Genomic DNA, 25,597 nt, shown 5'->3' with positions numbered 1-25,597 from the left:
AATGTTACATGGGTTAATCTGTGAAAAAGATACCTTTGTATAAATTTTTTGCAAATGTTAAAAAAAGGATCCAAATTGAATAGCATTTTAACAGGAAGTTGTCCAAAATGCCAAGAAGAAAGTATGTATGTAGAAAAAAATCCATACAAATTGGGTAAAATATTTGAAATGCATGATACCTGCAGTCATTGTGGTACTCGTTATAAAATGGAGCCTTCGTTTTTTTACGGAGCCATGTATGTTAGCTATGGACTAAGCATTGCTTTTGCTGTAGCAGCCTTTATCATTTCAAATGTTTTTATTGGATTAGGTTTGCTCCATTCTTTTATTGTTATTGTTTTTACATTGATCCTTACGTTTCCCATCATTCTTCGTTTATCGAGAAATATTTGGATTAATATGTTTGTACATTTTGATAAAAATTGGAAAGAAAACAAACATTAGTCCCAACTAATTTTTTTAAATCGTTTGATATCGATTTCTTTTTCAAGCGGTTGTTGGAATTCAATGTGCTCAAACAACATTTTAGCCATGTCCGGAGCAAGCATTACACCTCGTGTTCCCAAGCCATTTAGAACGTGTAAGTTTGGATAATTTGGATGCGTACCTAACATTGGTCGTCTGTCTTTTACAGTTGGTCTAACCCCGGCTAAATGATCGATTACTTCAAATTCTGTTGTTAGCAGTGATTTTAAGTCGGATAATAGTTCGTTTTTCCCTTCTTCGGTTGGTGTTGCGGTTTTATCTTCCCAATTGTAGGTTGCTCCTACTTTAAATAAATCATTTCCTATAGGAATTATAAAGACGGATGATTTTAGAATCACATCTAGTTTTAATTCTTTTGTTTTGATAATCAGCAATTCGCCTTTTGTTCCATCAAGCGGTAAATTTGAAAAATAAGGATTGGAATGAATACCGAATCCTTCAGCAAAGATGATGTTTTTGTATTGGTGGTTTTTATATTCGACAAAATCATCTTCAATTATCAAATTTTCATAATCAAATGAATCAAACTGTAAAAGATTTGCTTCGACTAAATAGTTGTGATAATTTTTAAGTAAAGCGGCTGTATCAACATAGCCGGATTGCAGAACTTCACCAAAACCAAATGGAGAATTGATTCCTTTGTATTGATTATAACTTATTTTTGGAGAAATAAATGGAGCTAAATTGGGCTTATCGGAAGCGATGAACCAATTATTTTGTTCCTCTACGGAATACAATTTGCGATAAATAGGAATTTTATTATCTAACTTTACATGTAACTTTTCTTCAAGTTGAGCATAAAATTGATTGCCTAAATCCACTTGCTCTTGTGAACGCCAAACTTCACTAAAACGCTTCAATATAACAGGATTATATAATCCACCTGCAATTGTAGATGAATTTTGTGATTTGTCATCAAAAACGTGAATGGATTTATTATTTTGCAAAGCAATTTCAGCAAATGCAATTCCGGCTAATCCGGCACCAACAAGTAAATAATCTGTCATACTGCAAAAATAAAAAACTCTTACCGTGAAGTAAGAGTTTTTTGTTATTTAAAATTTTGGAATTAATAATTCCACATATCTTGTTCAAAGTTTCTGATTTTCTCTTTCACTCTTTCAGATTCTAAAAGTTGGTTCAGAGCGTTATCTTTCATGTACTCTTGAATTTGTCTATCTCCGTACACGTTTTCTTCTTTGTAAATCACACCACTAAAACGACGCGAGTTTAACAGGTGATCAAATGTGATAGGCATTGCTGAATTCTTATCGTTGAATGCTTTCCATTCATGCAATACGTCTCTTGTTGAAGGAAAGTAAACCCAAAACAATTCAATTACATCAGGATTTTCGGCACCTATTTCACGAGCTTCAGGAGAAACAGGACAGATACCTAAAAGTCGGTACTTCATTTCACCTTGACGTTTATCAAAATACCAATATCCTTTAATTTTATATCCAGAAACGTCATATGATGTTAATTCACGTTTATCGATAAACTGTGCATCTAAAACTTTTCTACCCGACATATAATCGTCATAATAGTTATTAATTTCATCTCTTCCCGCATTGGTTGTATCGATATAAGTGAAAGATGAACTCATTTCACTAAGTGTTTTCTTTGTGTTGAAATAATCATCATAATACACTTCCGTAATTCTACCAGCTTTGATTTCTTTCAATAATACATCAAATAAAGATCTTCTGTCTTTGCCAATATTAGCTGTATCAACAGGGAAATAAAGGGGAAAATTAATTCTCTCATCTAAATCGATGATTTCCCAAACCATTTTGCCCATCAAAACGTCTCTGTCGTGAACGTAACCGTATTGAAGTGGTTTATCATTATCTGCCTCCATTTGAGCGGCTGTTTTTTTACCAATTTCATCCGGCGTTTTTGCATTCAACAAATTTGACTGTGCATGACCAATTTGTGCTATAAACAAGATTGACAAACATGCTATTACTGTATTTAACTTCATCTTTATTCTTTTGTAGGTTATGTCAAGATAACGTTGGGTTACTTGTATTATTGTATTTCGTAAATTACCGGTGAGGTTCTACCAGTCACAATATTTGTTCCGGGAATAACTGTTTTGATATCCGAAATTGTTACTTGATCTCCTCGACTTGCTCTTGCTAAAGCCGCTTTACATTGTGCATTAACTCTATCTCCATTTACAATTACAGCAGCCTGACCAGGTACTTTAAAAGTAAACTGAGTAACTTTAAATTGAAGATCGTACAAGAAATCAGGTAATTCCGCAGTAATTTGTGAAGATTCTAAACGAGATTTACTACCTTTAATGGTACCCATCTCTCTACCGATAGCACCGAAAGGAGGCGGAACGTTTTTGATTCTAAATGTCTTTTTAGAGGATGCAGTTTTACCACCAGGTAACTTCGCTGTAACACTTATTGTTGCTTCTGTACCTTGTCCTGGACTCATGTTGTATTTACCTGGACCACTTCCTCTAGTTAATCCCGGAGCTGAAGCTGTTACATCATTATCAGAAACTCCAGCGAACGAAATTGTCATTGGGTTAACAACACCTCTATAAACAACATTCATTTTGTCTGCAGAAATTGTAGCTTCTTTTGGTTGAGGAACTACAACATAGTTACCTTCAATTGGAATTGGAACAGGTTTACCATCTTCCATAAAGGTAAATTCACCATTGATTTTTTGCTCACCAATGCTACCAGCACCAAACTTGATAATCGCTTGACCATTTTCAATTGGCACATTATTTCCATTTACTACAACTTTAGTAGGAACAGTTGAATCATCATAACGACCCAAAACTACTCTACCTGTAACTGTTTCACCTTGGAAAAATGCATTTTTATCTAAAACCACAATCGCTTTGTATTTACTCATTGAAGCTTGTGCAATAGCGGTATTACCTATTAATGCATTTAATACATTTGACTCCGCAGTTTTAGCATCACTTTGCATTGCTGATAACTTGGTTAATGAAGCAATCCCAGGGAAACCTCTAAAATGATAATCTAAATAAGGAATAACAATTCCATCTTTATTTTTAACATCTTCTGTATTAAATTTAGATTCTAAATCTGCAACAATCGGAGCATATTTTTTATCCTTCCCGATGGCAGCTTTCATGTCCTCTCTATATTTGTTGATTGTAGCCAAAACTTCTTGACCTTTCTCTGTCAATCCATCACCTTTGAACCAAGTGTAATCAATAGCATCAGCTTTATCCATTGCCTCATAAGGTAATTTACCAGTCTCTTCATCTACTTCAATTCCTTCTGTGATTCCGGCTTTTAAACTACCAACATAATCATAAAATGATTTTGTCAAAGCTACTACTTTATCAGCTACTTTCTTTGGCTCAGCAAAGTTTGCAGCATCATCAGTTGCTTTTTGCTTCAAGGCGTCTAAAATTTGTTGATTGGTTTGTACTGCAGCAACGTTAGATTTTTCAAACTTCTCATTAAATAATCCAAACGCCGATAATACTTCTTTTGACATGTTAAGTGCCAACATCGCGATGAAAACCAAGTACATCAGGTTAATCATCTTCTGTCTAGGGGTTAATTTTCCTCCTGCCATTTCTAATTAGTTTTTTTTAAATTGTTTGTTAAATTGATAAAACTAATTACCCTCTATTTCCCATTGCAGACAACATTCCTCCGTAAACATTGTTCAAGGAAGCAATATTAGCTGTCATAGCCTGCATTTGGTCTTTTAATTTCGCTGCATTTTCAGCTATTTCTTTGTTAGCTTCTGCATTTCTAGACGCACTTTCTAATTGAACTTTATATAAACTGTTTAAAGATTCCATTTGAGCAGCAGCCATCGATAATTCTTCGCTATATTTTTTCTGACCTGCAATTGAATCAACTGTTGGAGCAATTCCTTTTGCAGCAGATTCGAAATTTTTAATGCTGTTTCCTAAGCTAGTCATTAACTCACCGTCAACTTTAGCTTCTTTTAACATTGCATCTAATTTTTGAGATAATAATCCCTGAGCATCTTTAGCTTCTTCTTTTTTTCCTTTTTCTTTTGCTTCTCCACCCGCTAATTCAGGATAAACTAAAGACCAATCTAATTCATTGTCAACAGGTTCAAAGGCAGATAATGCGAAAATGATAGCTTCAGTAACAAGACCGATTGTTAACATCACGTTTCCTGTTAAAGGTCCGATTTCAAAGTGAATAATTTTGAATAACGCTCCTACGATTACAACCGCAGCTCCCATTCCGTAAGCAAAGTTCATTGCTTTTTTACTTAAAATTGCCATAATAATAAATTTTAGTTAGTTAAGTTAATTAATATAAAGTTGGTTTAAATTTTTACTTAGTGTTTTATTTTGCTCTTCCGGTTCTTCTGTTTCCGGTTGATTGAGTTCCCATATAATCCTGAACAGTTCTGAATCCAATATAACTTCTTGCTGAATCAGCATATTCATAATCTCTTGTACTTACTTGAAGGAAGTAAGCCACATCTTTCCAAGAACCTCCACGAATTACTTTTCGTTTGTTTTTCAAATCACCCACAGTTGGGTTCATTGTTGAAACATACTCATAAGCTGCAGCATCATAAGAGGAATCTGTCCATTCAGAAACGTTTCCAGCCATATTGTATAAGTTGTAATTATTTGGCTCGTATGATTTAGCTTCTACTGTATAAAGAGCTTCATCTGCGGCATAATCTCCACGATTTGGTTTGAAGTTTGCCAAATAACAACCTCTATCATTTTTAGCATATAAGCTTCCCCATGGATATGTCGCTGATTCTAGACCACCTCTTGCGGCATACTCCCATTCAGCTTCTGTCGGTAATCGGAATGTATTAATAAATTCTTGCTTCTTTTTCTTTCTGTATGCATTTTTGTTTAATGTTCTCCAAGCACAAAAAGCTTTAGCTTGTTTCCAAGAAACACCTACTACAGGATAGTCACTGTAGGCTTGGTGCCAAAAGTAATCATTGTGCATCGGCTCGTTATATGAATAAGCAAAATCCTTAATCCAAGACGTTGTATCCGGATATACTTTTACTTTTTCTTTTCTTATAAAATCTGATCTTTTACCGGATTTGGCCTTTGCAGCAGCCTGAATATCCATCCAAGTATAACTAAACTCTAATTTGTTAACATCAATCGTTCTCAAACCATTGTATGATTCAGCAGCAGGTAAATACATCGAATCCATTACTTCTACATAATATTCATCAGGATATTTAGCAGTATCTTCGATTAACTTTACTTTTCTGTTCAACTTTCTTCCGGCAAACATATCATCATCCGTTCCAACACTATAATAGTTTTCATACATGTACTTGTCGTAGGGAGTCATTTTTTCAGGATCAGCATCAGCAAAAGCATAATCACCTATACTAGCTCCTCCTTTTTTACCTCCATCTCCAGTAGAAGTTTGCCCCATTTCATCAGCTAGGATAGCTAATTTCATGTAGATAGTTGAGTCCTTAACCCATTCCACAAACTGACGGTACTCACTGTTTGTAATTTCAGTTTCGTCCATATAAAACGAACGAACCGTTACCGTTTTTGTAGGTGCGTCATGTACATTAGCTAAATCATCATCTGATTTACCCATAATAAATGCCCCGCCAGGAATCAATGTCATACCATAAGGCTTCTCAGGATGCCATTTCTTACCTTTAACTCCTACAAGCTCTCCTTTGTCACTAGAGCCACAGCTTACTAGTGTTACTAAAATTGTTGAAAATGCGATGAACTTCTTCATATAAATTTGGGTTATCATGTACTCGAATTTTTAAGGCCGTAAACCTATTTATAATTTTTTAAAAATGCAATTATTTATTGTAAAATTTATTTCTTGAGCCAAAACTAAAAATAATCTACAAATCAAAAAAGAAAAATATCGATAAAATGCTTATTTTGTCGATGAAATACATCTTTTTCTTGTTTTTGTAGGATTTTATTTGTAATTAAATCAAATTCTTTCGTTGTGCTTTCCACCACCTTTCGGGTATTTCTTGGTCACATGCTCGTAAATAATCTTCATACGTACAGGGCAATAACGTATTTTTCTTTAATTTATTATTAACATTTGAAATAAATGGTATTTCAATCCACCATCTTTCCGTTTTAGGACTTTTAAAAAATATCAGTTCGATATCATCAATCGGAACAATATATTTTAAAAAAAGGTTTTGGTTCAAATTTGGGTATTCTAACGATCTGAAATTAAATCCTTCTATAAAATACCACATAATTTGAGCTATTAAAACGCTTTCATTAACCAAATTATTATGATTAAATATCCCGAAACTAGTTACTTTATCACTTAATCCGGCATAACGAACTAAAGCACAAATTTCTTTGCCATTAAATCCATTTGGTGTAAATGTAACAAAATTTCCTGAATCTGCTGATTTTATGGATGTTAAATCTACGGAAACGATATCGGCATCTCTAAAAACAGGCTCAGCTAAAGAAAGATTTGCACTTACTTCTCCTAAACGATAGGCATCAAAATATAATTTTTCGATTAAATCAATTTCTTCCTGAGAATTATAATAGGTTTGAAAACCCAAGTTACTGTAATTAAATAAGTTTGTTGGCTCATTGACAATCATTTTAGACAAATATGAATCTGCCGTATGATTGGATTCATCTTTACCAAAATCAAATTTACAATCTATGGTTGCCAAATTAACCATTTGATCTAGTTTGTCATAACTTCGATACAATGCGTAAGTTAAATCTTGAGTACCACCTAAAATGACGGGAACGATTTTCTTCTTAATTAACTCCAACACTATTTTAGAAACAGCATAGTAAGTATCTTCTTGAGTATTTCCTTGAGGAATATCACCCAAATCGGTAATTGTAGCGTCCCAATTGCCCGGGTATAGGGCATAAAACTCATTCCGAATGGCAGAAAGATCCACTTGAAAATCTTTTTTTGCACCTCTGTTATCTAAAACCCCTATAATTGCGATATTAAATTGGTTTAAATCCGGAAAATCTTCTTTCGTGTGAAAAACTACTTTTTTTCCAAGCGTTTGAGAGTTTAGATTTTTAATATAATCTAAAACAGCATTTTCTACGGGTTCTAAAAAATCGAATGCCATAAATTATTTTCTTTTTACCGAAGTTTTCTTCGGTGCAGCCTTTTTTGAAGTTGTTTTTTTAGCAGTAGCTTTTTTGGAAGGGGTTTTCTTTTCTATTAACTCTTGCACTTGGGCCAATGTTAACTTCTCTGCATCAACATCTTTGCTCAATTCAATTTTAATTTTTCCTTTACTAACAATAGATCGACCCCATCTTGCTTTTTCAACTTTGATACCTTCTTCTTTCCAGTGGTGAATGACTTTTTCGATTTCTTTTTGTTGTTTATCTTCAATCAATTCTTTTAAATCAGATGGTGATAAATTATCAAAATTGTATTGTTTATTTACATTGATAAACATACCATTCCACTTGATGAACGGTCCAAATCGTCCGACTCCTTTTTGGATCGGCAAACCATTATATTCTCCAATTGGAGCATCCGCCTGGTTTTTTTTATCAATAAGTTCTTGGGCTCTTTCTAAAGTGACATCTAATGGGTCCTCTCCTTTTGCAAGTGATATAAATGTTTTTCCAAAACGGACATAAGGTCCGAATCGTCCATTGTTCACTTCTATTTCTTCACCTTTGTATGTGCCCAAATTTTTAGGTAATAAGAAAAGATTCAATGCTTCTTCTAAAGTTATAGTTCCAATATTTTGATCGACACCTAAACTGGCAAATTGTTTGTTATCATCATCTATATCTCCAATTTGAGCCATCGGCCCAAATTTACCCAAACGTACAGACACCTGCTTTCCTGTTTTCGGGTCTTTCCCTAAAACACGCTCACCGCTTTCTCTATCTGCATTTTCCTCAACATTTTTTACAACCGGATGAAAGTGGTTATAAAAATCACGCATCATTTTGGTCCAATCTTCATTTCCTTCTGCAATTTCATCAAAATCTTGTTCCACTTTTGCCGTAAAATTATAATCCAAAATAGTAGCAAAATTCTTCACCAAAAAGTCATTTACTATTATACCTATATCGGTTGGCACTAACTTTCCTTTATCCGAACCTGTATTTTCAGATAAAATTACTGAATCAACCACATTCCCTTTAAAAGTTAGTTGATTGTATTTTCGTTCTTGACCTTCAAAACTTCCTTTTTCAACATAATTTCTGTTAATAATCGTTGAAATCGTTGGAGCATAAGTTGAAGGCCTACCAATTCCTAATTCTTCTAATTTTTTAACTAAAGAAGCTTCAGTGTATCTGCTTGCCGGTCTCGTAAAGCGTTCTGTGGCTATAATGTAATTATTCAGCAATCGCTCGTTTAATTTCATGGCCGGTAACATCCCTTCCTGTTCCTCATCATCGTCATCATTTCCTTCTAAATATACTTTAAGGAAACCCTCAAACTTGATTACTTCACCGGTCGCGGTAAAATGTTCATTATGATTATTCGCTTCAATTTTTACATTGGTTCGTTCTAATTCGGCATCACTCATTTGAGAAGCTAATGTTCTTTTCCAAATCAAATCATACAATCGGGCTTGGTCTCGCTCACCACTTAATGAATGTTTAGCCATATCTGTTGGTCGAATAGCTTCATGAGCTTCTTGAGCTCCTTTAGCTTTACTGGTAAAAGTTCTGGGTTTACAAAATTCTTTACCATATGAGCGAGTAATTTCAGCCTGAGCTGCCGTCATAGCTTCTTGTGACAAATTTACGCTATCTGTTCTCATGTAGGTAATATGTCCGGCTTCGTACAAACGTTGAGCAATCTGCATTGTGATACCAACAGGAAGGTATAATTTTCGAGCAGCCTCTTGCTGTAATGTTGATGTTGTAAAGGGTGCTGCAGGCGATTTTTTAGTGGGTTTTGTTTCTAAATCAGCTACCTTGTAAATTGATCCACTATTTTGCTTTAGAAAATCTTCTGCTTCTTTTTTGGTTGAAAAATTATGAGGTAATTTAGCTTTGAATGTTTTTCCAGCTTCGTTGGCAAATTCTGCCGTAACAGAATAAGAAGCTTGAGGTTTAAAATCTTGGATTTCTCTTTCTCTTTCTACAATCAAACGTACAGAAACCGATTGAACACGCCCCGCAGATAACCCCGCTTTTACTTTTTTCCACAAAACGGGTGACAATTCATACCCAACTAATCGGTCTAAGACTCTTCGTGCCTGTTGTGCATTTACCAAATTATAATCTATCCCTCTTGGATTTTCGATAGCTTTTTGAATTGCTGACTTGGTAATTTCATGAAAAACTATACGTTTGGTTTTTTTGGGGTCTAATTTTAATTCTTCCGCTAAATGCCAAGAAATAGCCTCTCCTTCACGATCTTCATCACTTGCCAACCATACCATCTCGGCATTTTTAGCTAGCGTTTTAAGCTTGCTTACTAAGGCTTTTTTATCAGATGAAACTTCATATTTTGGCTTAAAATCTTTTTCTACATCTACCCCTATTTCTTTAGATGGTAAATCAGCAATATGCCCATAGCTGGACTCAACTTGATATTCACTTCCTAAAAATTTTTCAATAGTTTTTGCTTTTGCCGGAGACTCAACGATAACTAAATTCTTTGCCATGTAGATGTTTGTTTGGCAACAAAAGTATGGTTTTTTTTTAATTATTGATTTTCAGAAAATAAAAACCGCCTACTAATGTATTTTTAAAATACTATTTTGTTAAACAACATCTGCCAACTTGTCATATTTTCATTTTTAGTATTATCTTTGCAGACTGATTTCAGATAAAATCAATTATGGAAAAGATAATAGAAGAAAACAAGCAAGGTACAAGTTTGGTTCTAGAACAAAAAGAAGGTAATACAAAAAAGCTATTTATTGAAAGCTATGGTTGTCAAATGAATTTTTCCGATAGTGAAATTGTAGCCTCTATTTTACACGAACAAGGCTACAACACTACTCAAAACCTAGAAGAAGCTGACCTCGTTCTTGTTAACACTTGTTCTATTCGCGATAAAGCAGAGCAAACAGTTCGCAAGCGTTTGGAAAAATACAATGCCGTAAAAAAAATAAATCCAACCATGAAAGTAGGTGTTTTAGGTTGTATGGCTGAGCGTTTGAAAAGTCAGTTTTTGGAAGAAGAAAAAATTGTAGATATGGTGGTTGGTCCTGATGCTTACAAAGACATTCCAAACTTATTAAAAGAGGTAGAAGAAGGTCGTGATGCCATCAATGTAATCTTATCTAAAGAAGAAACATACGGAGATATTTCTCCAGTTCGATTGAATACTAACGGTATTAATGCATTTGTTTCGATCACTCGTGGTTGTGATAATATGTGTACATTTTGTGTAGTTCCGTTTACTCGCGGACGTGAAAGAAGTCGAGAGCCCCAAAGTATTTTAGCAGAAATCAAAGATTTATACGATAGAGGTTTTAAAGAAGTAACACTTTTAGGACAAAATGTAGATAGTTATTTATGGTATGGTGGTGGTTTGAAAAAAGATTTTGACAAAGCAACCGAAATGCAAAAAGCCACTGCAGTTGATTTTGCTCAATTATTAGAAATGTGTGCCATACAATTCCCGAAAATGAGGTTCCGTTTTTCTACATCTAATCCTCAAGATATGCACGTAGAAGTAATTGAAATCATGGCTAAACACCATAACATTTGTAAATACATTCACCTTCCGGTTCAAAGTGGTAGCACAAGAATTTTAGCAGCAATGAACCGACAACATACTCGGGAAGAATACATGGCTTTAGTAGACAAAATCTATGAAATCATTCCTGATATTTCACTTTCGCAAGATATGATTTCGGGTTTCCCAACAGAAACAGAAGAAGATCATCAAGATACGTTGAGTTTAATGGAATACGTGAAATATGATTTTGGATTCATGTTTGCTTATTCTGAAAGACCGGGAACATTAGCGGCTCGTAAAATGGAAGATGACATACCGGAAGAAATAAAAAAGCGACGATTAAACGAAATCATCGATTTACAACAAAAATTAGGTTTAGAAAGAACCAAACGATTTGTAGGTCAAGAGGTAGAAGTTCTAATTGAAAAGGAATCTAAACGCTCCAACGAGCATTGGAGTGGAAGAAACTCACAAAACACTGTTGTAGTTTTCCCAAAGGAAAATTACAAAGTTGGTGATTTTGTGATGGTTAAAATCAATGATTGTACAGCAGCAACCTTAATTGGAGAAGCGGTTGGTTATTCGGAAATGATGCAATAATTTTTTTATCAGATTTCAAGTTAAACAGTTAACTTAAAACCTGAACCTGAAACAAAAATATGGAATCCATACAAGCAATAAAACAACGTTTTGAAATAATAGGGAACGACCCTAAACTGAACCGAGCTATAGAAAAAGCAATTCAAGTTGCTCCTACTGACATTTCTGTTTTAGTAACCGGTGAGAGTGGTGTAGGAAAAGAAAGCATCCCAAAAATTATTCATTCACTGTCCCACAGAAAACATGGAAAATATATCGCTGTGAACTGTGGAGCTATTCCAGAAGGAACCATTGATAGTGAGTTGTTTGGTCATGAAAAAGGTTCATTTACAGGAGCTACCGGAGCTCGTGATGGTTATTTTGAAGTAGCCAATGGAGGAACAATTTTTTTAGATGAAGTAGGCGAATTACCTTTAACTACGCAAGTACGATTACTACGTGTTTTGGAAAACGGAGAATTTATTAAAGTTGGTTCTTCTCAAGTACAAAAAACAAATGTTCGTATTGTAGCAGCTACAAACGTTAACATGTTTGAAGCCATTCAAAAAGGTAAATTCAGAGAGGATTTGTACTATCGTTTGAGTACAATAGAAATTACATTACCTCCATTACGTGACCGCAAAGAGGATATTCATTTGTTATTTAGGAAGTTTGCTGCCGATTTCAGTCAGAAATACAAAATGCCCCCCATTAAATTAGATGATAATGCAGTTGATTTATTGTTAAAATATCGTTGGGGTGGAAATATTCGTCAGTTGCGAAATATTGCAGAACAAATCTCAGTTTTAGAAACCAATCGTATTATTTCGTATCAAACCCTATACTCCTACTTACCTCAAGAAAGTTCAAATCTTCCGGCGGTTATTAAAGAAAAAAAATCTGAAAGTGATTTTAGTAACGAACGTGAAATATTATATAAGGTGCTTTTTGATATGAAAAGTGATTTAAATGACTTAAAAAAACTCACGTTAGAATTAATGCAAAACGGCAGTGCTAAAGTACAAGAAGCCAACAAAAATTTGATTCAAAAAATATACGGTCAGCATGACAAAGCTGAAATTACAGTTGAAGATTCCGGAATGAGCGTTATTCCAAATCAAAATATGTCGCATCAAGAAGAATTTGAAGACGATGACGATGATCGAAACTATCTTTTTGCCGAAACTGTGGAAGAAGAAGAAACACTTCGATTAGACGCAAAAGAAATTGAACTCATCAAAAAAGCATTGGAAAGAAATAGCGGAAAAAGAAAAGCTGCTGCAGATGAATTAGGAATTTCTGAACGAACATTGTACCGAAAAATTAAACAATTTGATTTGTAGAATCATGAAAAAAATCAAATACATTCTATTTTTTTTAATAGTTTTTTCCGTAAATAGCTGTAAATACTATAACTTCACAGGAACGGGAAAGATTGATGCAGAAACTTTTCAGGTGAATTATTTTCAAAACAATGCCGAATTAATTGAACCTGGTCTTGAACGAGATTTTACAATAGCCCTACAAGAATTAATTCAAAATCAAACTAATTTAAATTTAACAACTTCCGGAGGGGATTTAATTTATGAAGGTGAAATAACCGGATTTAGAATTTCTCCTATGACTGCGACCGCCGATCAACGATCCGCTCAAAACAGAGTAACAATGACCGTTAATGTTCGTTTTACTAACACCAAAAAAGAAGAAGACGATTTTGAGAAATCATTTTCCTTTTTTTATGACTATCCGGCAGAACAACAGTTGATTGGTGCTACATTAGCCACTGCAAAATTGGAACTCTTCGAACGAATTACGCAAGATATTTTTAATGCATCATTAGCAAAATGGTAAATTATTACAATAAGCAAGTTTACTTTTTTAATTTTTGATAAATTTGAATAAATTTGACAATCAACCTAATACCAACTACAAACAACAGATTTGAACTTATCCGAATACACATACTTACTGAACAACCCTAATAGTGTAAATGAGAAGCAATCTAAAGCTTTGGAAGCTGTTGTGGATAGTTTCCCCTATTTTCAGAGTGCACGAGCGTTATATCTCAAAGGACTATACAATCAAGATAGTTACAAATATAATTTTGCTTTAAAACAAACTGCAGCACATACCTCCGACAGAAGTGTTTTGTTTGATTTTATTACTTCAGATGAGTTTACAATTATTGAAAAGGATATTTATGAGAAGAAATTAGCTTTGCTCATGGATATGGAAGTAATTGAAAGTGAAATTCAACAACCTTATATAGCTTCTAAAGAAACTGACCAAAAGACAATTACCTCAGAAGTTTCTTCAATTTTTGTTAAACCAACCGTTGAATTTGAATCGTCTGACATTGATTTTATTAAATTGGAAAACAACCCAATCGGTGAAGATATTTCAGAAATAATTCAAACAAATGAAATTGTTCCCACTTCAATTGAGAACGTTGAAACCAAACTCTCTGGAGAAGAAAATAAAACAAATCAAGCCTTTGTTGAGCAAAATACTAGCACAGAAGAAATCATTTTAAACGATGGTGTTACGAATAAAATCGAAGAATTTAATTCAAATGACTCTACGCCAATTGAACAAACTAGTTTAGAATCATCATCAGAAGAACAAATACCTCAGGTTGAAGAAAAACTAAAAATAGGCAAACCAATTCCTTTCTCACAAAATGAAAAACACTCATTTGAAGAATGGTTGCAACTAGCAAGTTTTAAACCTATTGAACGAGTTGAAGAGAAAAAAGAATCGATTACCAGTGAAAAACCACTAGACGTTATTGCGAAAAAACAAGAAGAAACAACAGACAAACAAAAAAAACTGGAAATAATTGATAAGTTTATAGAAGCAAATCCAAGAATAACACCTGCAAAAGAAATAGTTGACTTACCATCAAAACCAATAGAAATAAGTGATACAACACACTTTATGACAGAAACATTAGCTCGTGTTTACTTGGAACAAAAAAAATATTCTAAAGCGATTCAAGCTTATGAAATATTAATTTTGAAATATCCGGAAAAAAGTATTTTCTTTGCAGACCGAATTAAAGACATTAAAATTTTACAACAAAATAATCAATAACATGGGATTTTCAGTTTTTTTAGTATTAATAACAATTGTTTGTTTTTTACTTATCGTCGTAATAATGGTTCAAAACCCTAAAGGAGGAGGTTTGTCTTCTACTTTTGGCAACTCGCAACAAATTGGTGGAGTTCAAAAGACTACTGACTTTTTAGACAAAAGTACTTGGACTTTAGGAATCATATTAATTGCTTTAATTATGTTTTCAAGTTTAGCTTTCAATGACAGTAATGATAGTATAAAAATAGACAAAAGCAACACTCCAGTTAATACTGAAACTGCTGCTCCTGTTGAAATTTCAACACCAAATGCAACGACTGCTCCTGCAGAATCTGCCCCAGTTACAGAATAACAACACCTTGAAATAGTATTATATAAAGTCCCGAATTTTTTCGGGATTTTTTTTGACTTCTTTATACTGAAAATATGTCAGTTTTTTTCAATTGGCACAATTTCTGACTAATCGAAATCGTCAAACTTAATTTAATAAAACAAAATAATTATGTCAGTAAACATTAAACCCCTTTCAGACCGCGTTTTAGTAGAACCGGCTCAAGCGGAAACAACTACCGCTTCAGGTATTATTATTCCTGATACTGCCAAAGAAAAACCACAAAGAGGAACTGTAGTTGCTGTTGGAAACGGAAAAAAAGACCACACCATGACCGTAAAAATCGGAGATACTGTATTGTACGGAAAATATGCAGGTACAGAACTTAAACTCGATGGTAAAGATTACCTCATCATGAGAGAAGACGATATTTTGGCTATCGTATAATGATTAACTGAATATTTAAATTATTTTAAACTTTAAAAAAATGGCAAAAGATATTAAATTCGACATTGAAGCACGTGATGGTTTAAAACGTGGTGTAGATGCATTAGCAAATGCAGTAAAAGTTACTTTAGGACCAAAAGGTCGTAATGTTACTATCAGCAAATCATTTGGTGGACCTACCGTAACTAAAGACGGTGTAACCGTAGCTAAAGAAGTTGAATTGAAAGATGCTCTTGAAAATATGGGAGCTCAAATGGTTAAAGAAGTAGCTTCTAAAACAAATGATTTAGCCGGAGACGGAACCACAACGGCAACGGTTCTAGCTCAAGCAATTGTAAAAGAGGGCTTAAAAAATGTGGCAGCCGGAGCGAATCCAATGGATTTAAAAAGAGGAATCGATAAATCGGTGGAAGCCATAGTGGCTGAATTAAGTAAACAAGCTAAAGAAGTTGGTAGTTCTACGGAAAAAATTAAACAAGTAGCTTCTATTTCAGCCAATAATGACGAAGTGATTGGTGAATTAATTTCAACCGCATTTGGTAAAGTAGGCAAAGAAGGTGTTATTACAGTAGAAGAAGCAAAAGGTACAGATACATATGTGGACGTTGTAGAAGGAATGCAATTTGACAGAGGCTATTTATCGCCATACTTTGTGACAAATCCAGAAAAAATGAATGTGGAATTAGAAAATCCATACATTTTATTATACGACAAAAAAGTTTCTTCCTTAAAAGAATTATTACCTGTTTTAGAACCGGTAGCTCAATCCGGAAAACCACTATTGATTATTGCCGAAGATGTAGATGGTGAAGCTCTTTCTACCTTAGTGGTAAATAAATTACGCGGAGCCTTAAAAATTGCAGCGGTGAAAGCTCCAGGTTTTGGCGATAGAAGAAAAGCAATGTTGGAAGACATTGCCATCTTAACAGGAGGAACTGTAATTGCTGAAGAAAGTGGTTATACACTTGAAAATGCTACTTTAGACATGTTGGGAACAGCTGAAAAAGTGTCTATTGACAAAGACAATACAACTATCGTAAATGGAGCTGGAAATGGCAACATGATTAAAAATCGCGTCAACCAAATCAAAGCTCAAATGGAAACTACAACCTCCGATTATGATCGTGAAAAATTACAAGAACGCTTGGCTAAATTAGCCGGAGGTGTTGCAGTTTTATACGTTGGTGCTGCTTCTGAAGTAGAAATGAAAGAGAAAAAAGACCGTGTTGATGACGCTTTACACGCAACTAGAGCCGCTGTTGAAGAAGGAATTGTTGCCGGAGGTGGTGTCGCTTTATTAAGAGCAAAAGCCGTTTTAGCAAAATTAAAAGCAGACAATGCTGATGAAGCAACAGGAATTCAAATTGTTTCTCGTGCAGTAGAAGCTCCGTTAAGAACCATTGTTGAAAATGCAGGTTTAGAAGGTTCTGTGGTTGTTGCAAAAGTTGCCGAAGGAAAAGGTGATTTTGGCTATAATGCCAAATCGGATGAATATGTGGATATGTTAAAAGCAGGAATCATTGATCCTAAAAAAGTAACACGTGTGGCGTTAGAAAACGCTGCTTCAGTTGCCGGAATGATTCTTACCACGGAATGTGCATTAGTTGAAATTAAAGAAGAAAACCCTGCCGGAGGGGGAATGCCAATGGGTGGCGGAATGCCGGGAATGATGTAAAATTATTATTCCTAATGTATCAATATCTTTAAAACGTCTCAAAAAATGAGACGTTTTTTTGTAATTTTATTGAAAAAATAACTTTCATGTTTTTTGACCTTCTAAATACCCTTATGCTTTTAGGTGCAATTCAAGGCATCTTTTTTTCATTAATTATCTTTTTTTTTAAGCGATATAAGTCAATTAGTAATGCAATCTTAGGAAGTTTAATATTTATATTTTCTTATAATATTATTCAGAATTACTTGTATATGGCAGGTGTTTTTTCGGAAGATGCTTATTTTAAATATTTCTACATCCCTTTTTCGTCTCTTTTTATGGCGTTATTTTATCTGTATGTAAAATATTTTTTAAACTTAACTCAAAAATTTAACAAGAAAGATTTAATCTTTTTTATTCCTTTTATAATAGCATTAACAGAATCAGTACTCGAAAAAATTGGTTTTGCTATCAATATATTTCATTTAGAAGATATCAGGTATTTCAACTATTTCAGGATAGCACAAGAATACTTTAATATTCTTTATTCATTTTTTCTTATAATTTTTAGCCTGAAATTAATTAATAAGTACAACGTAGAAGTAGCTTTTAAATTGCCAAATCGAAGCATTCAATGGTTAAAGATTCTCTCTTATGTATTTCTTTTCTTAAACGTTTATTGGATTCTTCCATTAACTCTAGAGGTTACTTCTGATCCCACAAACGCACTCAAATATTATTACCCGCTTTGGGTTTCGCTTTCAGTTACAATTTATATTTTAGGCCATGTAGGAATTTACCATTTTGGAGTATTCTTGGAACAAAAAAATATCCGTAAATTTTCAATAAACAGCGTTGCATTGATAAAAAAGGAAAGTAAACCTTCGGCAGCTAAAAATGAAAATTTAGTATTGTTTGAAAAATTTGTAAATGATGAAAAAAACTTTTTAAATTCTAACTTATCTTTAGAAATGGTCGCTGAGGAACTTAATATAAATAAAACCTATCTGTCCCGACTTTTAAATACAGAATACGGAAAGAATTTTTCAAATTACATTAACGAACTGCGGGTAGCCGAAGCAAAAAAATACCTACAGCAAGAGGAGTTTCAAAACTACACCTTAATTTCAATTGGTCTTGAAGCGGGTTTTAACTCTAAAACAGCTTTTAATGCTGCTTTTAAAAAATTTACTGGTAATACTCCATCAGAATACCGAAAAAGCATAAAAACAACACCTGAATTGATATGAAGAAATTCAGGTGTTGTTTGTTATATTTTAGAAAAAACGGATTAATCTTTAACTAAAATACTTACTAAAACAAATAAACTCTACTTTCTAATCTTTTATCAATCTAACCGAAAAACCGTCGGTAAGATAACTACTACCGTAAGAAGCTTGAACTAAATCATCATTATTATTATACAAATAACGTGAGTATGAAAAATTTAAAACATCATAAGTACTGCTCCACCACATACCTCGCTCTTCAAAAGAAACAAATGTCCCTGTACTACTACTTCGAGCACCGCCAGGCAATGCTGTAAAACCAGTTTCATTAGTTGCTCCTTCATTATAAGTTTTCCAATGTTGTACACCACCTTCTTTTAATTTTCCTCCGGCAATATCATTTCCTCCTAGATAATTTGCAAGTGTTGTCCACTCAGCAGCACTCGGCATGTGCCAACCTGCTGGTGCAAGTTTATTTAAATCTACCGCATGCCAATTATATAATCTCCCATAGGTTGCTATTTGTACAGCATCAGTAGTATTATTGTAGTTGCAATAAGCTCCTGTTGTTAAATCGGTCCATTCTTCATTATCGGTAACATGATCAATAGCCGACCCATCGTTATATTTGGTAGTTCTAAGGTTTTCTGCCATCCAAGTTTGTGTACCAATAGTAACTGTCTTGTAAATATTCCCATCCTGATCTGTCATCGTACCATAAGTAATGGATGAATTAAAATTAGCTGTGGTTTTTCCGTTTAAAGAGTCGCTATCTATATCACTAGATTCATCGTCACTACTACAGGAGTTTAAATATGCTAAAATCAAAAAAGCAATAAAAAATTTGGAAACTAATCTCATAATATAATTTTTTAAAAATACTGCCACGAAACTAATCTTATCAAAAAAAGAGATGGTTTAAATATTTACACTTTCAAATATTCCGAACAAATTTTGTAAAAAACGTCTCAAAAAATTGAGACGTTTTTTACAATTCTGCTACTATCTCTTTTTTTAATAATTTTACAGTATTAACCTTAACTCAAAGCTAAAATCGTTTTGAAACATAACGCAAAGCTCTAAATTGCCCTTCACGACAAAAGGAGATAATTTCAGAAAACAATGCTAAATTGACTAAAAAGTTAATTATCAAATAAACTTTTAATTTAAATACCAACAAAAAAAGGTTCGTTTAAAAAATCGAACCTTTTTTTATTAACTAACTCTATATCTTAAATTAAGTATGTCCTAATCTAGGATCATCAAATAAATCATTAACTTGGTTTTGATTAATACTGTTTAAACTACCTAAATCAACACGTTCTATTACTTTGTTTCCAAGTTCATTTTCTGTATAAGTATTAAAAAAATATAGCATTTCCCCAACAACTTCATATGTACTTGTTTCGCCGTCAGCTTCGTTTGCATCTAGGTTATCAGCAATGTATTGATTAACTCCGCTGTATTCAACTTGATTAGTCAATAAATTAATATGATGCACTATTGCTCCATCGTATATAGTTATTGAAGTAAAATAATCTGCCCATGTAAAAACATCATTACCTGAAGAAACACAGGTAATCTTTAATCCGTTGGGATGAAGTATAGTTCGGTTTAATCCTAGTCTATCTTTAATATGTTTACCATTAAGGTTTTCATGACTGCCATATAAATAACTGTTATCCGTTTCATCACTTCCCCAAAATTGAATTGTAAAATCATTTGAAAATGTTGAAGCATCAGTATAAGTCACAGCGCCATGTGAATAAATCTTAATTGTAACACCAGACTCGGAAACATATTCGTACAATCCACATTCTTCTGCTGCTGACAATCCATTTCCAAGAGAAATTAATTGACAATCTCCTACTTCGGTGGTATCATCATCATTACTACAACTAAATAACATTAAGCAAAAGCAAATACTTATATATTTAAAAAAATAATTTGTTTTCATATTTATTGGTTTAAGTTAATTTTTTACAATTTTTATTGTCTTCGATTGGTTATTCTCTGATTCTAAAACTAGAAAGTACATTCCTTTTGAAATGTTTAGAAGATTTATAGTTTCAATTCCTTCGGAAAAATTTTGTTGATTATAAATTATTTTTCCTAGCATATCTACAATTGTTGCTTTTTTGATAATTTGTTCAGATGAAATAGTCAATTTGTCATTAAACGGATTTGGATATACTGAAACTGAATTTAAATCATTATCATCAACACTTAAGTTTCCAATAGTAAACGGATGAACAACGGTTTGTCCTTGATACGTAACTTCCCACTTCCATTCTCCTTGAATTGTAAAGGTATTATTATTCCAATACCAATAAGCACTATTATAATTTTGAGTTAAATTATAATTCCAACTTTCAAATATTGTATTATCAGGTCGTCTAATTTTAAGGTTGATAATAGTGTTAGCTGCTTGATCTCTTAAGAACACTGTAAAATAGACCATTTGTCCAGGATTAAATTGATTGCTTTCGTTAGTAATTTCTGCTTGAGGACAAGCAGGAAAAACTGGAGGTGCAGTATGCGTTAAAGCTGCATTTACATTTGGATTATTATAAGGTTTTTGATTTTGCCATTTTGTTGAAGTGTTTAAACTATTACAATTTCCTGCATAAGGATCGATTAATTGTGTTAAAGTAGCATTACTATACACTTCAAAGTGCAAATGTGGTCCGGTTGAATTGCCTGAACTACCAACTATTCCTAAATATTCACCTTCTTCCACAAAATCGCCAATCTGTTTTGTAGTTACAGAACCGTTCTTCATGTGACCATACCAAGCTATACTACCATCGGCATGTTGTATATAAACTGCATTCCAAACATTATTATTAAATTGACAACTTCTGTCAAATTCATCATCTCCTTTATTGATAATTTGACCTGCTGCTGCTGCCACAATTTCAGCTTTATTGTTGTCCATTTGATGCCAAGAAAAAGGCCATAAAAAAATATCAACTCCTGCATGATTATATCCTGCCGCAGTATCGTAGGTTCGCGTTCCACAATTGTAGTCTAACAACTGATTTGGATAAGCCGAATTATGATCTACATAGCCAGAGATTCCCCAAACATCATTATAGGTTACACCTGTTGCTTTTTGAACTGGCCAATTGAATAAAACACTTGATCCACGATTTTCAGAATTATCAGAATATAATAATTTGTCTTCACTTTTTAATTTTTCAATATTAAAGCGAAGTTCTTGCTTAATCAATTCTCTTTGAGTATCTGTCAGACAAGTTGTTTTATTTTCTAATTTGAATTCTCCTCCATTTACTGTTTCCGAAGTTTTTTGAGAAAACAAATTCAAATTAAATAATAAGATTGTACCGATTATGAATGTAATTTTATTATCCATACTCTTTATTTTTTTTAGTTAATTATAATTTTTTTAGATACAATAGTACCTTCTGTTGTTTTCCCTTTTAGTAGATAATTCCCTTTTTGTAAATCATTAACTTCTATAAAATCAATCATTTCAAGTGTCGATTTAACTCTTCTTCCTAAATAATCATAAATCTCAACATTCTTCAACAATTCTGAAAAATGGATTTTATGATTAGATGGATTAGGGTACAAACCAATAGTTGAATTAAATTCAGGAATACCTAAAGCATCACTTTCTAGCTTAACAACATAATAATCATAAAGACCATTTGTGGTTACATTATCTGTTGCAAAAGTACTACCGGCAATAATATAACCGCCATCTGTTGTTTGTTGAATTGCACTAGAGCTATCTGCGTTAATTCCACCAACACATTTTTGCCATAATAGATTGCCTAAATCATCAATTTTAACAATCCAAACATCAGCAAAACCATTAGCATTAGCTCCAGAGACATCTCCATTGTTACCATTAACTTCTCCAGTTAACACATAATTACCATCTGATGTTTTTGCTATTGAACGTCCGATATCGCTATAAGAACTACCAAGACATTTTTGCCAAATAATATTGCCTGATGTATTTATTTTAACAACCCAAATATCCTGACCTCCATTACTTCCGCTAACATCATTATTATTTGAACCCGCTGTGCCCACAAAAATATAATTCCCATCATTAGTAGAAATTATTTTTTGTCCAACGTCCGCAGAAGTGCTTCCAAAACATTTACTCCATTCTACTGTTCCGCTTGAATTAAGTTTAACTACCAATACATCATTATTACCATGATTACCAACAGCATTATTATCAACTGAATTTGTATATCCTACAACAATACAACCACCATCAGCTGTTGTTTGAACATCTCGCAAAGCATCTGTTCCTGTTCCGCCAACACATTTTTGCCATAACAATTCTCCATTCTCGTTAAGTTTTATTACCCAACCATCTGTAAAACCTCCATAATTTCCACTTACATTATTATTGATAGAACCTGTAGCTCCAACAACAAAATAGCCATTATCAGATGCTTGTTTAACACCATAAGCCCATTCATAGGAAGTTCCACCAAAACACTTTTGCCAAAGTATAGTTCCTGTGGCATTAAATTTTACAACCCAAAAATCATTACTCCCATTTCCTCCGCTTACATCATTATTATTTGATGAAGCTGAACCTGCAAAGACATAATTTCCATCATTCGTAGAAATAATTGAAAGACCTTGCTCTGATCCTGTTCCACCAAAACATTTTTGCCAAAGTAAATCTCCTGAGCTATCCAATTTTATCAACCAAGCATCATCACTAGTGCTGTGATTACCGCTAACGTCTATATTATTTGAAGGCGTTTGTCCAATAACAAAAAAACCATTATCCGAAGTTTGTAGAACTGCATTGGCATAATCTGAAGCTGTTCCTCCAAAATGGTCTTGCCATTCAATGTCGAGTGTTTGTGCATTTGCGTTTAAAATAAAATACAATGCGAAAATGGAGAGTAATAATTTTTTCATAATTTGTTTGATTAAAATTCAATAACAAATCAACTATTTATGAAATAAAAAAGGTATCGAATATTGATATTTTCAAAATATCAGAACATGTTTACTATTCAGAAATTAATTCAGGTTCTTATTTTTTTACTATGGCTTTGTCCAATCAAAATTAGTGATATAAGTTAGCCTAACTGTTGGATTACTTTCTAAAAGTGTGTTGGAAAAATTCCAAATATGTTGATGAATGTAATTGAGTTGAATTTGATGGTTTTTATTAAAATTATAGCCCAAACCACCTATGATTCGATTCTGATTTAAGAATGTTTTACCCGCATTAGAACCTATATTCAGAAAAATTTCATCTCCTAAAACTGCAAATAATTTTGTAGATTCTTCCTTTTTCAACAATGGATAATTTAATAAAATCATATACCGCAGTCTGTTTCTGTAATCGTAATCATCAATAGAATATTCTCCATCATTATTTAACTTAGCAATACCAACAAATCGAAACTCATCACGCAAACGATGGGTAATTTTTAAATCCTTTTTAGTGTGCAGAAAAGTTCCTTGAATCCAAACATGATCCTCGGGAATACTAGTTCTATTCATCGCCGGATTTCCATATGAATAGGTATTGTAATGACTGTAGCCAATTGTTCCCATAAACCGCTTAGTGAACTGATAATCTACCGATGGACGCACAAAATATTGTTGCTTCTCTGAAACCCCATTAGCATAACGCATCGTTGCTTCAAAAGAAAACGATAATTTACTTGAAACCATGTTTTTACCATAATAATGAAACCAAACATTCGTGTTTGCTGATTCTTCTTGTGCCTGAATTTTTTGAATTCCAATAAATACAATTATTAAAAAACAAAGTAAAAGTGGTTTAATTAACTTCTTCATATTTAATCTTTAAATTATTTTTTCTAGATGCTTTTGGATGATTAGACAATGGTGTATGGTTTTCCAATCCATGAATAGTTACGGTTCCTCCATCATCATGAGTTTCATAATCATGTTTAAAATGCTCTAAATTTTCCATAACAGAATGATCAACTAATTTAGTTTTCTTCAAATCAATTACCACTTGATAACCCGGCGGAATTTCTTCCAACTTTCTTTTAATGCCTAAATAATTTGAAAAAATAGCCGATTTATCTATCTCAACATAATATGTATTTCCTTCAAAAGAGACAATAGTTTGGGCTTTAAAAAAGGAAGAAATTGGAGTGCCGTTCACCACATGAATAATCATCTTTAACAACATTCCAAAAGCTATTCCTACCAATAAATCCTCGAAAAGTGTCACAATTACCGTGCCTGTAAAGATAAACAACTGCTCTTTTCCAATGTGAAGCATATGTCGAAACTCTCTCGGATGAGCCAATTTTATTCCAACAGTAATTAACATGGCTGCTAATGCCGCATTCGGAATCATTTCTAATAAAGGCGACGCCAATAAAACAAAAAGTAAAATGAAAACCCCGTGGAAGAAATTTGCCCATCGTGTTTTAGCTCCATTATTTACGTTTGATGAACTTCGGGCAACTTCTGAAATCATAGGTAGACCACCTAAAAAAGCAGCTAACGTATTTCCAATCCCTACCGCTATTAAATCTTTATTTGCATTTGATTTTCTTTTGAACGGATCGGCTAAATCAATTGCTTTTACAGTTAATAATGATTCCAACGAACCAACTAAAGCAAACATGATAACATATTTTATAAAAATTCCGGTTTGATTAATCCCAGAAAAATCTACATTAAAATGAAGATTATCAGCTAAACTTCCGATTTTTACTAATGCGTAAGGAGGTTCAGTATGAGTAAAATCCATTACTAATTCGGCCGGAATAGCAAAAAGTAAAACCACTAATGGAGCCGGAATCATTTTTATATTTTTATTTTTAATGAATGGCCAACCTAACATAATTGTCAAACTGATTACTCCAATAAACGTAGCCTTAACATCTAAATTAAGTATGAACTTTGGAATATTCAACAACAATTCTACCGGATTCATACCTTTGGCTAACAGCGGATTATCGTTTAATAAAATTGGGATTTGTTTAGCTATAATAATAATTCCAATAGCTGCCAACATTCCATGAATAGTTGAAAGCGGAAAAAAATCAGCAAGTTTTCCCAATCTAAAAACTCCAAAAAGAATTTGTATCAATCCGGCAACAACCATTGCTCCCAATGCTAATTTCCAGCCTAAAACTGAGTC

The 25,597-nt window shown here is 33.2% G+C and carries 22 protein-coding genes; 9 read left to right on the top strand and 13 right to left on the bottom strand.

Annotated elements, in window-relative coordinates:
- The first annotated feature begins 54 nt into the window (after positions 1-54).
- The gene (locus tag R2782_RS11525; RefSeq protein ID WP_371268405.1) at positions 55-444 is read left to right on the top strand and encodes a DUF983 domain-containing protein; all 390 of its coding nucleotides are present in this window, start codon (positions 55-57) and stop codon (positions 442-444) included.
- Here the strand turns inward: R2782_RS11525 and R2782_RS11520 are convergent.
- From R2782_RS11520 to topA, 7 genes are all read right to left on the bottom strand, one after another.
- Positions 441-1,493 (bottom strand): NAD(P)/FAD-dependent oxidoreductase, encoded by a 1,053-nt coding sequence (locus R2782_RS11520; RefSeq protein ID WP_371268404.1) that lies wholly within the window; start codon positions 1,491-1,493, stop codon positions 441-443. The two genes, R2782_RS11525 and R2782_RS11520, sit on opposite strands and share 4 nt — an antisense overlap.
- A gap of 62 nt (positions 1,494-1,555) precedes the next feature.
- Entirely contained in the window at positions 1,556-2,470 is a 915-nt protein-coding gene (gene gldN, locus R2782_RS11515) for a gliding motility protein GldN (protein ID WP_371268403.1), read from the bottom strand.
- Between the two features lie 47 nt (positions 2,471-2,517).
- Complete coding sequence (gldM, locus tag R2782_RS11510; RefSeq protein WP_371268402.1) at positions 2,518-4,068, bottom strand: gliding motility protein GldM; 1,551 nt, start codon at positions 4,066-4,068, stop codon at positions 2,518-2,520.
- 46 nt (positions 4,069-4,114) lie between these two features.
- Entirely contained in the window at positions 4,115-4,759 is a 645-nt protein-coding gene (gene gldL, locus R2782_RS11505; RefSeq protein WP_371268401.1) for a gliding motility protein GldL, read from the bottom strand.
- Between the two features lie 64 nt (positions 4,760-4,823).
- Complete coding sequence (gldK, locus tag R2782_RS11500) at positions 4,824-6,224, bottom strand: gliding motility lipoprotein GldK (protein WP_371268400.1); 1,401 nt, start codon at positions 6,222-6,224, stop codon at positions 4,824-4,826.
- A gap of 205 nt (positions 6,225-6,429) precedes the next feature.
- Positions 6,430-7,578: a formimidoylglutamase gene (locus R2782_RS11495; protein ID WP_371268399.1), complete on the bottom strand. Its 1,149-nt coding sequence runs from the start codon at positions 7,576-7,578 to the stop codon at positions 6,430-6,432.
- 3 nt (positions 7,579-7,581) lie between these two features.
- Positions 7,582-10,098, bottom strand: coding sequence for a type I DNA topoisomerase (gene topA / locus R2782_RS11490; protein WP_371268398.1), 2,517 nt, complete (start codon positions 10,096-10,098; stop codon positions 7,582-7,584).
- A gap of 176 nt (positions 10,099-10,274) precedes the next feature.
- On the opposite strand from topA, the gene miaB reads away from it, so the two are divergent.
- The 8 genes from miaB (at position 10,275) to R2782_RS11450 (ending at position 18,477) form a co-directional block, all read left to right on the top strand.
- Positions 10,275-11,723: a tRNA (N6-isopentenyl adenosine(37)-C2)-methylthiotransferase MiaB gene (gene miaB, locus R2782_RS11485; protein WP_371268397.1), complete on the top strand. Its 1,449-nt coding sequence runs from the start codon at positions 10,275-10,277 to the stop codon at positions 11,721-11,723.
- Positions 11,724-11,782: 59 nt separating this feature from the next.
- The gene (locus tag R2782_RS11480) at positions 11,783-13,045 is read left to right on the top strand and encodes a sigma-54 interaction domain-containing protein (protein WP_371268396.1); all 1,263 of its coding nucleotides are present in this window, start codon (positions 11,783-11,785) and stop codon (positions 13,043-13,045) included.
- A gap of 4 nt (positions 13,046-13,049) precedes the next feature.
- Positions 13,050-13,553 carry an LptE family protein gene (locus tag R2782_RS11475; protein ID WP_371268395.1) on the top strand — a complete coding sequence of 168 codons (504 nt, stop codon included), beginning with the start codon at positions 13,050-13,052 and terminating at the stop codon, positions 13,551-13,553.
- Between the two features lie 90 nt (positions 13,554-13,643).
- Positions 13,644-14,795 carry a tetratricopeptide repeat protein gene (locus R2782_RS11470; protein ID WP_371268394.1) on the top strand — a complete coding sequence of 384 codons (1,152 nt, stop codon included), beginning with the start codon at positions 13,644-13,646 and terminating at the stop codon, positions 14,793-14,795.
- Between the two features lies 1 nt (position 14,796).
- Positions 14,797-15,147, top strand: a complete 351-nt coding sequence (gene secG, locus R2782_RS11465; protein ID WP_371268393.1) for a preprotein translocase subunit SecG — start codon at positions 14,797-14,799, stop codon at positions 15,145-15,147.
- A gap of 150 nt (positions 15,148-15,297) precedes the next feature.
- Positions 15,298-15,573: a co-chaperone GroES gene (groES, locus tag R2782_RS11460; RefSeq protein ID WP_371268392.1), complete on the top strand. Its 276-nt coding sequence runs from the start codon at positions 15,298-15,300 to the stop codon at positions 15,571-15,573.
- A gap of 40 nt (positions 15,574-15,613) precedes the next feature.
- Complete coding sequence (gene groL / locus R2782_RS11455; RefSeq protein ID WP_371268391.1) at positions 15,614-17,248, top strand: chaperonin GroEL; 1,635 nt, start codon at positions 15,614-15,616, stop codon at positions 17,246-17,248.
- 251 nt (positions 17,249-17,499) lie between these two features.
- On the top strand, positions 17,500-18,477 hold the full coding sequence (locus tag R2782_RS11450) for a helix-turn-helix domain-containing protein (protein ID WP_371268390.1): 978 nt from the start codon (positions 17,500-17,502) through the stop codon (positions 18,475-18,477).
- An 87-nt stretch (positions 18,478-18,564) separates the two neighbouring features.
- Here R2782_RS11450 and R2782_RS11445 read toward each other — a convergent pair whose 3' ends face one another.
- The 6 genes from R2782_RS11445 to R2782_RS11420 all read right to left on the bottom strand — a co-directional run.
- A complete protein-coding gene (locus R2782_RS11445; RefSeq protein WP_371268389.1) occupies positions 18,565-19,317 on the bottom strand; it encodes a fibrobacter succinogenes major paralogous domain-containing protein in 753 nt (250 codons plus the stop codon).
- Between the two features lie 376 nt (positions 19,318-19,693).
- Positions 19,694-20,365: a hypothetical protein gene (locus tag R2782_RS11440; protein WP_371268388.1), complete on the bottom strand. Its 672-nt coding sequence runs from the start codon at positions 20,363-20,365 to the stop codon at positions 19,694-19,696.
- Between the two features lie 63 nt (positions 20,366-20,428).
- Positions 20,429-21,832 (bottom strand): peptidoglycan DD-metalloendopeptidase family protein, encoded by a 1,404-nt coding sequence (locus tag R2782_RS11435; protein ID WP_371268387.1) that lies wholly within the window; start codon positions 21,830-21,832, stop codon positions 20,429-20,431.
- A 14-nt stretch (positions 21,833-21,846) separates the two neighbouring features.
- Positions 21,847-23,376 carry a T9SS type A sorting domain-containing protein gene (locus tag R2782_RS11430; protein ID WP_371268386.1) on the bottom strand — a complete coding sequence of 510 codons (1,530 nt, stop codon included), beginning with the start codon at positions 23,374-23,376 and terminating at the stop codon, positions 21,847-21,849.
- Positions 23,377-23,505: 129 nt separating this feature from the next.
- Positions 23,506-24,270 carry a DUF2490 domain-containing protein gene (locus R2782_RS11425; RefSeq protein ID WP_371268385.1) on the bottom strand — a complete coding sequence of 255 codons (765 nt, stop codon included), beginning with the start codon at positions 24,268-24,270 and terminating at the stop codon, positions 23,506-23,508.
- The coding region (locus tag R2782_RS11420) for a SulP family inorganic anion transporter (RefSeq protein WP_371268383.1) at positions 24,254-25,597 on the bottom strand (1,344 nt) is incomplete at its 5' end. The genes R2782_RS11420 and R2782_RS11425, both read right to left, overlap by 17 nt.

The organism is Flavobacterium sp., assembly GCF_041392085.1.
Lineage (GTDB): Bacteria > Bacteroidota > Bacteroidia > Flavobacteriales > Flavobacteriaceae > Flavobacterium.
Note: the sequence above shows the minus strand (reverse complement) of the source record. Positions and strands in the feature narration are given on the sequence as shown.

Coding starts and splice junctions, on each gene's coding strand:
- R2782_RS11525 (WP_371268405.1), top strand. CDS start 55: ATGTTAAAAAAAGGATCCAAATTGAATAGCATTTTAACAGGAAGTTGT.
- R2782_RS11520 (WP_371268404.1), bottom strand. CDS start 1,493: ATGACAGATTATTTACTTGTTGGTGCCGGATTAGCCGGAATTGCATTT.
- gldN (WP_371268403.1), bottom strand. CDS start 2,470: ATGAAGTTAAATACAGTAATAGCATGTTTGTCAATCTTGTTTATAGCA.
- gldM (WP_371268402.1), bottom strand. CDS start 4,068: ATGGCAGGAGGAAAATTAACCCCTAGACAGAAGATGATTAACCTGATG.
- gldL (WP_371268401.1), bottom strand. CDS start 4,759: ATGGCAATTTTAAGTAAAAAAGCAATGAACTTTGCTTACGGAATGGGA.
- gldK (WP_371268400.1), bottom strand. CDS start 6,224: ATGAAGAAGTTCATCGCATTTTCAACAATTTTAGTAACACTAGTAAGC.
- R2782_RS11495 (WP_371268399.1), bottom strand. CDS start 7,578: ATGGCATTCGATTTTTTAGAACCCGTAGAAAATGCTGTTTTAGATTAT.
- topA (WP_371268398.1), bottom strand. CDS start 10,098: ATGGCAAAGAATTTAGTTATCGTTGAGTCTCCGGCAAAAGCAAAAACT.
- miaB (WP_371268397.1), top strand. CDS start 10,275: ATGGAAAAGATAATAGAAGAAAACAAGCAAGGTACAAGTTTGGTTCTA.
- R2782_RS11480 (WP_371268396.1), top strand. CDS start 11,783: ATGGAATCCATACAAGCAATAAAACAACGTTTTGAAATAATAGGGAAC.
- R2782_RS11475 (WP_371268395.1), top strand. CDS start 13,050: ATGAAAAAAATCAAATACATTCTATTTTTTTTAATAGTTTTTTCCGTA.
- secG (WP_371268393.1), top strand. CDS start 14,797: ATGGGATTTTCAGTTTTTTTAGTATTAATAACAATTGTTTGTTTTTTA.
- groES (WP_371268392.1), top strand. CDS start 15,298: ATGTCAGTAAACATTAAACCCCTTTCAGACCGCGTTTTAGTAGAACCG.
- groL (WP_371268391.1), top strand. CDS start 15,614: ATGGCAAAAGATATTAAATTCGACATTGAAGCACGTGATGGTTTAAAA.
- R2782_RS11450 (WP_371268390.1), top strand. CDS start 17,500: ATGGCAGGTGTTTTTTCGGAAGATGCTTATTTTAAATATTTCTACATC.
- R2782_RS11445 (WP_371268389.1), bottom strand. CDS start 19,317: ATGAGATTAGTTTCCAAATTTTTTATTGCTTTTTTGATTTTAGCATAT.
- R2782_RS11440 (WP_371268388.1), bottom strand. CDS start 20,365: ATGTTATTTAGTTGTAGTAATGATGATGATACCACCGAAGTAGGAGAT.
- R2782_RS11435 (WP_371268387.1), bottom strand. CDS start 21,832: ATGGATAATAAAATTACATTCATAATCGGTACAATCTTATTATTTAAT.
- R2782_RS11430 (WP_371268386.1), bottom strand. CDS start 23,376: ATGAAAAAATTATTACTCTCCATTTTCGCATTGTATTTTATTTTAAAC.
- R2782_RS11425 (WP_371268385.1), bottom strand. CDS start 24,270: ATGAAGAAGTTAATTAAACCACTTTTACTTTGTTTTTTAATAATTGTA.